Source organism: Pectobacterium brasiliense, assembly GCF_013449685.1.
GTDB lineage: Bacteria > Pseudomonadota > Gammaproteobacteria > Enterobacterales > Enterobacteriaceae > Pectobacterium > Pectobacterium brasiliense_A.
In genome coordinates, this window is record NZ_JACDSF010000005.1 from 58060 (window position 1) to 69622 (window position 11563).

General features: G+C 41.3%; 15 protein-coding genes. 12 read left to right on the plus strand and 3 right to left on the minus strand.

The annotated features are described in order from the left end of the window. Nucleotides 1-139: 139 nt before the first annotated feature. From H0248_RS02355 to H0248_RS02375, 5 genes are read left to right on the plus strand one after another with little or no spacing between them, the layout of a single operon-like run. The gene (locus tag H0248_RS02355) at nucleotides 140-514 is read left to right on the plus strand and encodes a hypothetical protein (protein WP_180784522.1); all 375 of its coding nucleotides are present in this window, start codon (nucleotides 140-142) and stop codon (nucleotides 512-514) included. After that, on the plus strand, nucleotides 511-687 hold the full coding sequence (locus H0248_RS02360) for a hypothetical protein (RefSeq protein WP_180784487.1): 177 nt from the start codon (nucleotides 511-513) through the stop codon (nucleotides 685-687). The genes H0248_RS02355 and H0248_RS02360 overlap by 4 nt, the downstream gene beginning before the upstream one ends. Then, complete coding sequence (locus H0248_RS02365; protein ID WP_180784529.1) at nucleotides 684-944, plus strand: hypothetical protein; 261 nt, start codon at nucleotides 684-686, stop codon at nucleotides 942-944. Before H0248_RS02360 ends, H0248_RS02365 begins: the two co-directional genes overlap by 4 nt. A 6-nt stretch (nucleotides 945-950) precedes the next feature. Beyond that, entirely contained in the window at nucleotides 951-1337 is a 387-nt protein-coding gene (locus H0248_RS02370; RefSeq protein WP_180784535.1) for a plasmid mobilization protein, read from the plus strand. Beyond that, on the plus strand, nucleotides 1318-2784 hold the full coding sequence (locus H0248_RS02375; protein WP_180784542.1) for a relaxase/mobilization nuclease domain-containing protein: 1467 nt from the start codon (nucleotides 1318-1320) through the stop codon (nucleotides 2782-2784). Before H0248_RS02370 ends, H0248_RS02375 begins: the two co-directional genes overlap by 20 nt. Before the next feature lie 132 nt (nucleotides 2785-2916). On the opposite strand, the gene H0248_RS02380 is transcribed toward H0248_RS02375, so the two are convergent. Both H0248_RS02380 and H0248_RS02385 read right to left on the minus strand, forming a co-directional pair. Further along, entirely contained in the window at nucleotides 2917-3801 is an 885-nt protein-coding gene (locus tag H0248_RS02380) for a hypothetical protein (protein WP_117029373.1), read from the minus strand. A 3-nt stretch (nucleotides 3802-3804) separates the two neighbouring features. Then, the gene (locus H0248_RS02385; RefSeq protein ID WP_180784549.1) at nucleotides 3805-5088 is read right to left on the minus strand and encodes a tyrosine-type recombinase/integrase; all 1284 of its coding nucleotides are present in this window, start codon (nucleotides 5086-5088) and stop codon (nucleotides 3805-3807) included. Between the two features lie 281 nt (nucleotides 5089-5369). Between H0248_RS02385 and H0248_RS02390 the strand changes: the two genes are divergently transcribed. Next, nucleotides 5370-6257: a ParA family protein gene (locus H0248_RS02390; RefSeq protein ID WP_116164987.1), complete on the plus strand. Its 888-nt coding sequence runs from the start codon at nucleotides 5370-5372 to the stop codon at nucleotides 6255-6257. Between the two features lie 13 nt (nucleotides 6258-6270). On the opposite strand, the gene H0248_RS02395 is transcribed toward H0248_RS02390, so the two are convergent. Further along, nucleotides 6271-6678, minus strand: coding sequence for a hypothetical protein (locus H0248_RS02395; RefSeq protein WP_116164985.1), 408 nt, complete (start codon nucleotides 6676-6678; stop codon nucleotides 6271-6273). 230 nt (nucleotides 6679-6908) lie between these two features. On the opposite strand from H0248_RS02395, the gene H0248_RS02400 reads away from it, so the two are divergent. The 6 genes from H0248_RS02400 to H0248_RS22015 are packed head-to-tail and all read left to right on the plus strand — an operon-like array spanning nucleotide 6909 to nucleotide 11560. Continuing rightward, on the plus strand, nucleotides 6909-7304 hold the full coding sequence (locus H0248_RS02400; RefSeq protein WP_180784551.1) for a hypothetical protein: 396 nt from the start codon (nucleotides 6909-6911) through the stop codon (nucleotides 7302-7304). Further along, on the plus strand, nucleotides 7297-8664 hold the full coding sequence (gene dnaB-PI, locus H0248_RS02405; protein WP_180784553.1) for an SPI-7-type island replicative DNA helicase: 1368 nt from the start codon (nucleotides 7297-7299) through the stop codon (nucleotides 8662-8664). Before H0248_RS02400 ends, dnaB-PI begins: the two co-directional genes overlap by 8 nt. After that, the gene (locus tag H0248_RS02410; protein WP_180784555.1) at nucleotides 8664-10382 is read left to right on the plus strand and encodes a ParB family protein; all 1719 of its coding nucleotides are present in this window, start codon (nucleotides 8664-8666) and stop codon (nucleotides 10380-10382) included. The genes dnaB-PI and H0248_RS02410 overlap by 1 nt, the downstream gene beginning before the upstream one ends. Nucleotides 10383-10385: 3 nt before the next feature. Then, the gene (locus tag H0248_RS02415; protein WP_180784557.1) at nucleotides 10386-10658 is read left to right on the plus strand and encodes a hypothetical protein; all 273 of its coding nucleotides are present in this window, start codon (nucleotides 10386-10388) and stop codon (nucleotides 10656-10658) included. A 24-nt stretch (nucleotides 10659-10682) separates the two neighbouring features. After that, complete coding sequence (locus tag H0248_RS02420) at nucleotides 10683-11297, plus strand: DUF2857 domain-containing protein (protein ID WP_116164975.1); 615 nt, start codon at nucleotides 10683-10685, stop codon at nucleotides 11295-11297. 8 nt (nucleotides 11298-11305) lie between these two features. Next, nucleotides 11306-11560: a ParE family toxin-like protein gene (locus H0248_RS22015; RefSeq protein WP_257981529.1), complete on the plus strand. Its 255-nt coding sequence runs from the start codon at nucleotides 11306-11308 to the stop codon at nucleotides 11558-11560. Nucleotides 11561-11563 lie beyond the last annotated feature (3 nt).

Genomic DNA, 11563 nt, shown 5'->3' on the forward strand with positions numbered 1-11563 from the left:
GTGAGTTAGATCTCGCCCTGATCGGATTGCCTTGTCTCGTTTCACTCGCAAGGTTGAAAAAAATCTACCCTTCCGCCTATTCCCCTTATCAAAGGGGATGCGGTAAACCATACAGTTTAATATTATAGGAGTATTTAAAATGAATGATGATTTAGGTTTTATAAATAACATTGATGGGGAAATTTTATTTGAGCATTATCAATATTTAACTAATGCCATACTGGGTGATGATGACACAAAAAAAGAATTCGTTAAATATGAACATTATGACTTGGATTATTTAAGGTATTATCTTGAGGCGAGTATCTATTTTTTAGGTGAAACAAGAAATGAAGCAAATAGAGAAGTCGAAATAAAAGATTTAAACGAAGTCGTGGAGATAATCAATAAGTTGTCAAATAGAGCTAAAGTTGCTTTAGCTGAACATATTATATTGTGGTTTGAAGATATTTCATTGGTAGGTTCTTATAATACACTATTTAGATTTTTAAGCAGGGAGAAAAAAATATTATGATGATTGTATCGATTGGAATGATGCTTCTTTGTATTCTTTTAGGTGCGTTTATGATCCGTAGTTGTATTGGTAAGACAAACACATCAAGCGAAGCAAAACAAGCAATATCAGATGTTAGAAAAATAATCGATAAAAAAGCACTGATTAAATATAAGAGGAGTAATAGAATATGATTGATGATGACATAGAGGAACAGATAAGTTTAAAAATGAAGTTTGAGTTATTAGCAAGGTTTTTTTATTACATAGAACAAGATAAAGATATACCTTTTTGTGAAATAAATAGTGATGAACAAAGATTATGTTATTTTGTGTCCCATAGGTATATACAAGAAAATAAAGCTGATGATCTTCTAAAATCTTTGATTGATGAAAATGATGAAGACTATATAAAAGCTATAAGAGATTATATGTTTACTACAAGGGAATAATAAAATATGGATACAGACAGAAAAAGAGGACGTATAGGGTTAAATCACGAAGAACGAAGAGATATATCTATACAGTTCAGAGTAAACAAAGCAGAGTTTGAATATTTAAAATCATTAGTTGAAGCCTCCGGTCTTGAGAGGGGGCATTACATTAGAAAAGAGATTTTAAACTCTGAACCCGTTGTTAAAAGAAAAATGCCAGAAGTTAACCAGAAAACATATATACAACTTTCAGCTATTGGTAATAATATAAATCAATCAACTAAAAAAATAAATAGCAATGAGTATTTTGATAAAAATGAAGTTGATAAACTTATGTTTAATATAAAGCAAGTTAGCAGAAGGATATTAGAAATAAACAAGGATCTAAATTATGAAGGGATACGTAGCTAAATCAGGTAAATCATTTAAAAATAGAGTTGATTACATATTAAAAGATGATCACAGTTTTATTTGTAGCAATATGTCAGCAGATAAAAATAATGTTAGTGATTTAACTGATGAGTTCAAGACTGTAAGCAGCTTTAGACAAGATATAAAAAAACCAGTCTTTCATGCGTTTTTATCTCTTCCAAAAAATGAACATTTAACAGATCAGCAATGGGAAGAGATAGCAAAAGACTATTTGAAAGAAATGAATATCGATATAGACAAACATCAATATATTTGTGTGCGTCATAAAGATACAGATCAAGACCATATTCATATAGTAGCCAACCGTATTGGTTTAGACGGTTCAGTCTGGCACGGTCAGCACTCAGCATTTAATACAATAGCCGCTTGTGAACGTTTAGAGAAGAAACACGGCTTAACCATTACACAGGGGCTTAAAGGTCAAAAATCAGAGGTATCAGCACCAACCAAAGCAGAGATCGAGCAAGCATTGAGGACAGGAGAAAAGCCAGCTCGTATCGTTCTACAGAACGCATTGCAGACGGCTATGACAGGAAAACCAGACCTTGAGACGTTCGTAGAACGTCTGCAGGCCGTAGGCATTGAACCAAGGTTCAATGTTGCCAGCACTGGCAACGTGGCGGGTTGTTCTTTCAGTGTGGGAGATGTGGCATTCAAGGGATCTCAGTTAGGTAAAAAATTTAGTTGGAACACTATTAAAGGCAAGGTGAAATATGACAAAAATAGAGATGATGAACTCATTAGAAGATTCGCAGCAAGAAAAACAGATGACGAAAATAGTATTGGACGATCACCTACTGAACCAGATTTCAATGACAGTAGAGCCGTTGACGGAATCAATGATGATATTATCCGAATCAGTCAGCACAGCATTAAATCAGACACAACAGACACTTACGAGGGTAAACAACTCGTTAGAAGCAACAACCACAGCTTTAAACTCAGCGAAAAATATAATAGACCAACAAACAAAAAGATTGGAAGAGCAACACATAAAGCTGCACAAATACTCAACAGAGTTAAAAAACAATACAATAAAGAACCAATCAAAACTTATAATAAAAATGGCCTCAATAGTTGGCGTGATAAATCTGATAGCGGTTCTATCAGTAGGATACTTGATCATGCAGAAACAGCCACAACAGCCACGAATCAATTTAGACTCAAAAGCGGTAGCAGTTTCAATAGTAGAGCAGCTAAGATCGAAGAAATGAGAGAGCGATTAGGGGTAAAGAAACCAATAATAGTGCCTAAGAGTAGAGAAAAAATCATTCATGATGAAATAAAGAAAAACTCATATAATATAACAGTAGGAAAAGATAACTTCAGAAAAAGATTAAAGTCAAAATTAAAAAAAGACACATTAAAAGAGATAAAATTAGATATGGATGAGTGTGTTAAGAACTCAGTATATAAATTTTTTTGATTGTATATATTTTAATTTTTACCTTAATAAAATAAAACATGATACTTATTGTGTTCAAAAACATACTTTATTAAAGAGATGTAGTATCAATAGGCGGGCTAATGAAAGCCCGTATTTTATATTAAGTTGGATTTATTGCTTTAAAGATTTTGGAGATGATCCAATCTGTAAGATTATGTCAAAGACACTATCCTGAACTTTAATTAAGTCCTCATTCGTGATCTCTATTTCATCATATCTCAATGAAGCATCACCAATTATTGTGGGAATCTTGTATTCATCTATTTTATTTTGATAATTTTTGTTAAACATACTAACTAAATGATTCAATTGGTGGCCCTTTCCTTTAAGCTCTGGTCGTGTTGCTCCAGTCTTCAATAGCCATGATTTTAGTATTTTTTCCAAAAATTGATTATAGGCCCATTTAGAATTTGCCAGATGGGGTTGATTTAGAATGAAGTTATTCTTTATTCCTTCCAGATCGTTTGTCGCGGCTCTTATCATTTCTAAATTACTCAGTCTCCAGTCTGAGATAATAATTGCCGCATTTAATCCTTTTTGAAAGGATGAAAATATATAAGATTGTTCTTTGTCAGATAAAGAGTTTGAAAAATCTTGTGTAATACCATCTATCATTTCAAGAATGTTTGTTTCGTTCCTGTTTTTTTTGACATTTAAATCTTGGTCAATAAAAAAATTGCATTCACCAAAAAAGTTAGGAACTCTACAAGTCAATATTTGACCTCGTAAGAGCAACAATAAAAAACCAATATCATAGTTGGCGTACAGCCTGTTTCCATATCTTTCTTTATACCACTCTTGAACAATATAAGTTACTCTGTGAGACTCATTCAATGACTTTTTTTCTATTGGGCAAAAAATAGGTAAACTAATATCGTATTTTTTGCTAACCTCTGATAAGCATCGCCCTATGCGGTGAGGTATAGGGGTTTTATCTGCGTCAAAACCTTGGTCGACCTTTCCGATAAATTTTTTTAGCTCTGATTCATTAATCATAAATCAAATCCTATTCATAGAGTTTTTTGCAAAGTCAAAAGGCATAATATGCTTTTCTTTGTTCATATCCAAATAATCGGACCACCACTGCAGCATTAACCGTCTTTGGGTAATATGTTTGGCTTTGTGAATATAAGCCGCACGAACATTATTTTGTTCCTTGTGGCTCATTTGCCTTTCTATGGCGTCTTCAGTCCAGATACCTGATTCAACCAGACTACTACAAGCCATCGTGCGGAAACCGTGGCCGCATATATCTTTTTGTGTGTCATAGCCCATAAGACGCAATGCTTTATTAACTGTATTTTCGCTCATAGGTTTACGATAATCATGACAGCCGATAAATATCAGACCCTCACCATTGCTAATATCATAACTAATATCTTTTAGCTCTTTTAATATTTCAATGGCCTGATGACTTAACGGCACATAATGCGGTATCCGCATTTTAGATCCTCTCTCAGAAAATCTGACATTTTCGATCTCGTCTCTTTCTGGCGGAATAACCCATAAGGCATTTTTAAAATCTATTTCAGGCCATCTGGCAAAGCGTAGTTCACTCGACCGAATGAAAACTAATAAAGTGAGTTTTAAAGCTAATACAGTGAGCCTACGGCCTTTATACGCATCAATACGAGCAAGTAGATCGGGTATTTGCTCAAGTTCAAGCGCTGGGTAATGCGTTCTTTTAGGTGTGATTAACGTGCCGCCAAGTTCATTAGCGGGATTATTGTTAATCATATCTTCTTGAACAGCATAACGCATGATAGCTGTAATACGTTGTTTCAGGCGTGAAGCCGTTTCGTGCTGGCCTTTACCCTCAATTTTACGAAGCGGAAGCAACAGATCGCGCGTAGTCAATTTGGTAATATCTTTTGAGCCGATAGCAGGGAAAAGATGATTGATGAGGCTGTTTAAAATCCGTTCACTATGCTGAGGTATCCAGCGCTCACTGACAGACATTTTTTTGTGCCAGTCCCGCGCCACTGCCTCAAACGTAAAATCTCCGCGCTCCTCAGCTTTTACAGCCTTTTTTTGCTGCAACGGGTCAACTCCATTAGCTAACAGAGATTTCATCTCTAAGAGGCTTGTACGAGCTTCTGAGAGCGATACAGAAGGGTAGGTGCCAATTGAGAAGACCTTTTGCTTACCATCGAAGCGATAAGCCGCTTGCCAGTATTTGGAACCGTTGGGATGCACCAGCAGATAAAGCCCCCTACCATCTGATAGCTTGATCTGCTTGTTGGAAGGCTTGGCGTTTTTTACAGCAATATCAGTTAAGCGCATGATAAGCCCCCTTGTGCAAATGTTGGTAAAAATCTCATCGAACTGAGTTTACCAACTTTTTTACCAACAAAATGGGAGCGCTGCCAGTAGATTTTAACGGACAGTAGTAGACAAGCGGAAGGGGGTAACTTGTTGACTTTACAAAGCAAAACGGACGTCAGTAGACGTCCGTTTCTAAATGATTGGTGCCCGGACTCGGAATCGAACCAAGGACACGAGGATTTTCAATCCTCGTGCTGAGATAGCCGCAAATAAGCTGCACATTCAAAAGAGTGTGCAAAATGAAAATTTTACCCGTAATTTCGACAAAGGGCGGCGAAGGTAAGTCTACTCAAGCTGCTAATCTTGCTGGTTTTTTTGCTGATGCAGGGTTGAAGGTTTTGCTTATCGATGGCGACTATTCGCAGCCTACAGCCAGCAGTATTTATGCGCTGGAGCATGAGGCTCCGTTTGGATTGTTTGAACTGTTAATGCAGACAACAGATTTAAACCAGCCAGAGAGCATAATTTCTCGAACAGCCATACCCAACCTCGATCTCATCATTTCCAACGATCCTGATGATCGTCTTCCCACTGCAATGCTTCATGCCCCTGATGGACGCATGCGTCTCAAGAATATCCTTCAGCATCAAAGCTTCCAAAGTTACGACGTCATCATGATTGACTCGAAAGGGGCTGCTGGCGTGATGGTTGAGCTCGTTGTTCTGGCTGCCACAGAAAATGTTGTTGGCGTGATTAAACCCATACTTCCTGATGTTCGGGAATTCATGCGTGGAACTGTGCGTCTCATGTCCCGCTTACTTGCGTTGCAGGCATACGGAATTCAGATCCCTGATATCAAAATTTTGGCCAACTGTGTTGAGAACACATCATTGGATCGTAAGACCCTGGAAGAGTTGGGCAATATCGTTTCTGAGAAGAAATACCTTCAATCCGAAAGTATAAACATTTCAATTCTTGAAACAAAAATTGACCAGCTCGAAGTCTATAAGCGTGGTCATGCTTTTGGTCAACCCGTCCACCGTCTTGAATATGTAACCGATCGCAAAAGCGCTGCGGCTGCAGTGACTATGCATAGTCTCGCTTGCGAACTCTTCCCCCACTGGAAAGAGCAGTTCGATTCCGTTCTACGGAACCAAACTGGTGCAGGGGAGGTAGCTAATGTCTAACCTTCAGCCACTGTTATGCCGGAATGGCATCTGCCAGCGTGCTTTTCGGCCAAAGATCCATTCCAGTGTAGGGATCATCCAATCGGTCGAGTTGTTTCTCGATATCCCATTGCCTGGAGCTCCATTCAGGATCGGCTGCAAAAGCAGTCCAATAGTCGGTCAGCGCCAGCGACATATCTTTATCGGACATGTTTTGAATAATTTCCGGCGTCCACTGATGCTGTTTAATCAGTGCGTATTCCAATGCTTCTCGCGGGGAACTGGGGCTGAATTGCTGATGCCAGTTATGTGTCAGACGGAGCCATTCGCCCAGCCACAACAAGCGGTAGGACATCTGAATCAGTTCTGCACCGGGATATTCCGAATACTTTTCAGCTGCCTGACGGTAAAAAAATTTACAGCGTTTTTCAAAAGAATCCATGTCGGATCTCCGTTGTTAGGTTCTCTGTTTTTGGGTTTGCTGCCAGTTCCTTCTGACCTAAGTCGCCAAACTAAGCGGTCAGGAAATGATCTGTCAGTAAAATGGAGTGTATCCCTTGGAACGGTAGATTCGACGCCCTTTTCAGAAGTTTACATAACCTCATTAAAAACAGTGTTATTACATGGCTTTAATGTAATTTCAGCTCGTGGCTATGCGATGGAGGGAGCGCAATGAAGACTCTCCATCGAGCATTCTGCTCTTGCAACCACTGGCGCTATAAAGACGTTGGTGAGCAGACCGTTTTTTTTGAAACATTTTACACTGAGCATGCGGGGGAACGCGCACGCTCACTTCTGGCCAATACGTGGGGTGTTCCTGAGTCGTCAGTCATTGTTTACAACGTTTTTCCCGAAGAAGAATTGTCCCTTCTCTCCTTGGATAATACAGTGTCATCTAGTGACACGATGCTGTTTGAAACTGGCTGGAATCCGGATGCAAAACGTCCCAGTTATTTGGATGATTGGCCGTTAATGCTGGTTTCTCCCAGAACACATGAGCGTCTGGTGAAAGCATTCATGAGCATTAGCCAGATTGGCTGTGGCGGAAAGGAGGCTGCGCATGGCTAACTCCCAGACGCAACATCTTCCTTTTTCTTTGGAAGCCGAGCAGTCAGTTCTCGGGGCATTAATGCTTGAGAATAACAGTTGGGACGATGTGGTTGAACGGGTCGTTGCCGGCGATTTTTATAACCGGGCACATCAGCAGATATTTAAGGCTATGCAACGGTTGGTCGAGAGCGGACAACCCATCGATCTCATAACGCTGTCTGAATCCATCGAAAAAGCCCCTAATAACCTGTTTGAGTCAATTGGCGGATTTGCTTACCTCGCAGAGCTGGCCAAAAACACGCCCAGTGCAGCGAATACGAATGCTTATGCTGAAATTGTCAGAGACAGGAGCCAGGCTCGTCAGTTGGTTACACTGGGTAAACAAATCAGCGCTGATGCCATGTCCACGGCACAGGGACGAATAAAAGTGTCTGATATTGCAGAACAGGCTGAGCAAGCGCTTTTTGACATATCGGAGCAGCGTGAAACCAAAACTGAAATACCACTCCAGCAGGGATTGACGCTGGTTGTCAATCGGCTAGAGCGTAACTATGCCGTATCCGATGGAATAACGGGCACGCCTACGGGATATATCGAACTGGATAAAGAAACGTGCGGCCTTCAGGAAGCGGATCTGATTATTCTTGCTGCGCGTCCTTCCATGGGTAAAACATCGTTAGGGCTAAATTTCGCTGAAAATGCGTTTGGGCGTGTATCTGGTAAACCCGTATTCATATTTAGTCTGGAGATGCCAGCAGACCAGTTACTCATGCGTATGGCTGCCTCTATTGCAGGTGTCAGTGTCCAGGCAATGCGCAGCGGCCAATTGAGTGATGAGGATTGGGCGCGAATATCAGATGCATTGGGTGTAATGAAATCGTGGGGCGATCGTTTGGTCATTGATGATAACAGTGATTTAACCCCATCGTTGTTACGTTCTCGTTTACGCCGTTTTATTCGTAAATACGGTCAACCCTGCTTAGTCATGGTTGATTACTTACAGCTAATGAGTTCTCCAGGCTCTGAAAACCGCACTCAGGAAATATCGGTAATTTCTCGTTCTCTCAAAGCCATTGCCAAACATTTTAATGTTCCTTTGCTGGCGTTATCTCAGCTAAATCGTGCGTCACAAACCCGGGCTGATAAGCGGCCGACCTTATCCGATCTTAGGGATGGTGGTTCTCTGGAGCAGGATGCGGACATGATTATGTTCATCCATCGTGAAGAGGCTTATGACCCGAATACCTCAGATAAAGGGTTGGCTGAAATCATTATTGGTAAACAACGCCAAGGGCCAGTGGGCACCGTAAAACTTGCCTTTGATGCGCAATATACGCGTTTTAGAGAATGGCATTTAGGCTATGGAGAGAAATACTGATGAATAAAAAAATAGCCTCGTTGCAGCTTGGTAACGCAATGCTACAAGGCAGCCGGGAGCCTGCAACCGCTCAGGTTTCCGCGTTGCCGGTCAATGAAATGCCGATGGTGCTGACGTTGGATCAGATGGGGCCTCATCCGGATAACCCGAGAACCAAACGTAATCCCAAATACGATGAGATTAAAGAGTCCATACGTCATCGAGGTTTGGATACCGTACTAAAGGTAACTCGCGATCCAAATGTACCTGATCTTTATGTCTTCAGTGACGGTGGTAATACACGCCATGAAATCCTGAGCGAACTGTGGACAGAGACGCAGGAAGAACGCTTCTTTCGGCATACCGTTATTTTCAAACCGTGGCCCGGCCGTCTCCAGTGTGTCATTGGCCATCTGGCTGAGAATGAAGTCCGTGGCGAATTGACCTTTATAGAAAAAGCTTTCGGTATCCAAAAAGCTCGCAACATTTACGAGGAACAACTTGGCAAATCGGTATCGCTGCGTGAGTTGGCCACGCTGCTGACGGAGGCCGGGTTACCGATAGATTATTCGAGTATTAGTCGGATGGAGAGCACGATAACTTTCCTGTATCCATATATGCCAAATTTGCTTGAGTCTGGATTAGGAGCTCCCCAAATAAGGAACTTATTATCATTAAGACATGACGCTGAAAAAATTTGGTCCGAATATGTTTTAACCGTTTCAGCTGAATTGTCTTTTGAAGATGTTTTTGGCGGATGCTGCAAAAAATTTGATTCTCCGGATGACTGGTCACTGGAAATGTTCCGGGACGAGTTTATTGGTGATCTTGTTAGTGCTTTACCGCACCCGTCTCTTAACTACGATCGCTGGGTAATGGAATTAGATCCGAAAGTTCGTAATCAGCGCAAACTTTTCGGCGAGACCGATCCCTTACCCGCGTTCGTCCATGAATCACCAACTGGAGAGACAAATAAGGACAAAGGGGATGATACTGGTTCGGCTGGTTCGGAATCTGCATCCCCACCTTCCTCACAAGTTGGAAAGAATGGCGATAGACAGCATTTTTCTCCCCCCTCGTTAAACGATGCAAGTGGCGCTCATCGTCAGCATATTGACGAAGACGACGAGCATCATGATGATGAGAATGCAGAGGAATGTGAATTTCAGGGTAATGACAATGCCTTCTCCCATGGCGATAACGACAACCAGGGCAATCTTTCTGGGTTGGCAAATCGTCAGAGTGAAGGTTCAGAGAGTCAGACGACATTTTCTTTACCTTCGGATGGGCATTCAGCTCAACAGCTGGCATCTTCTGCTTCTGTACTGTCTTTTGCTCACGGAGGTCTGGAGCCAGTTTCTGATATCTGGCAGATTTCTGCGTTCCAGGATGATATCGAACACTTACAAGATTGCGCCTATCGACTGGCATTTGAGCTGGCTGAGGCTATGGGCTATCCCAACGAGATCTTGGAAGCGAAAGAGCCTTCTGAGGCCGGCTATATTGCATCAAGATCCAACGCGCCATTCATTCTATTTCTCAATGGATTAACTGGCCAGCAAAGTGATGAACCATTCAACATGTTCAACTTTTGTCTGAATGTTATCGGCTCCGCAAACAAAGGGGATTCACCCGTTCTTGACGATACTTATACCGTGAAAATGTTACGCCTGATTCGAGTATTACGTCGTTTACGTGAACATCAGCGGCAGATCGCAATGGAACAAGCTGAGCAGTAAAGGATGGGGAAATTACGTTTAGAAAGCGGCACCTATTATGAGGTGCTGCTTAATGCACTATCCAGTGCCATAAAAGAGAAAGAGCGCCAGATACAGGATGCATATACAGAGGATGTCAGAATATTAGATCGGCGCGGTGAAATACTCAGCCAGCATGATGAATGTGACTTTTTCTTAAAAACAGCGAATGAATGTACGCCGCTAATAGATGATTTTCGGCGTATTCATCTGTATTTGTCGGATAAACATTTAGATAGTGTAAAAAGAAATAAATAATATTTTATACATGGAGCCAACTTTATGAGTGAAAATTTACAACAAATAGCAAATGCCTCTCAGTCAGCAAATAATCTTTTGACTCAATTAGTGATGGATTTAAAAAGTGGTTACATACGCCGCTGTGAGTCCCTCGGATTAAAGCAAGAGGAAATGCAGTTACTGCAAAGTCTGACGATTGAAGATCTTCACTATATTTCCAATAGCTCTGTTTCTGTATTGCAGTTCTACATTCATCACGAGAATTTTTACCGCTTGGTTCAACATGCCCGGCGTGAACAAATGCGTACGCAGCGAATTGATCGTGCGTTATCACTCGGCGGCTCCATTGAACTCATGCAACACATGTTTGGACTATCCAGTCTGGAAGTGGCGAACCGGCGGCGTATTGCTGGCATTGATGTTCGCCCCGGGCGTGGCGTTGTTCTGAGTGAAGAGGAAAGTGCAGCGTTATGGCAGCGTTGGCAATTGGCTACTGTAGAGAATGTCGACAGTGGCGAAGCGTTGGATGTCATGATGTTAGCCGCAGAGCAGATGGATGTGTCGTTGACGGCTGTTTGGCACGCCGTTCGGTCATGGAGTCAAACGCATCGGATGAATATTTCTTCTGAATCATCAAGAAAAACGGTATCACGGTGAGGATAATAATGCGTTCTCGTTTATGCGAAATTATGCCGGGATTATATGCCCCGGCAACCGTGCCGAAATCACATTGCCACAAGGCTAAGAATCAAATTAGACGCTTTCGAGAAGGAGCGCGAAATTACACTCGTCTTACGGAAAAAAACTCCAGGTATTTAAAAATTGATATCGGTCCATTTTGGAGGATATTGAGTCGAAATCATGGTGATTCGTGGGAGTTAATGAATCACGAACGTTATAACAACGAAATACGGAAATAATAT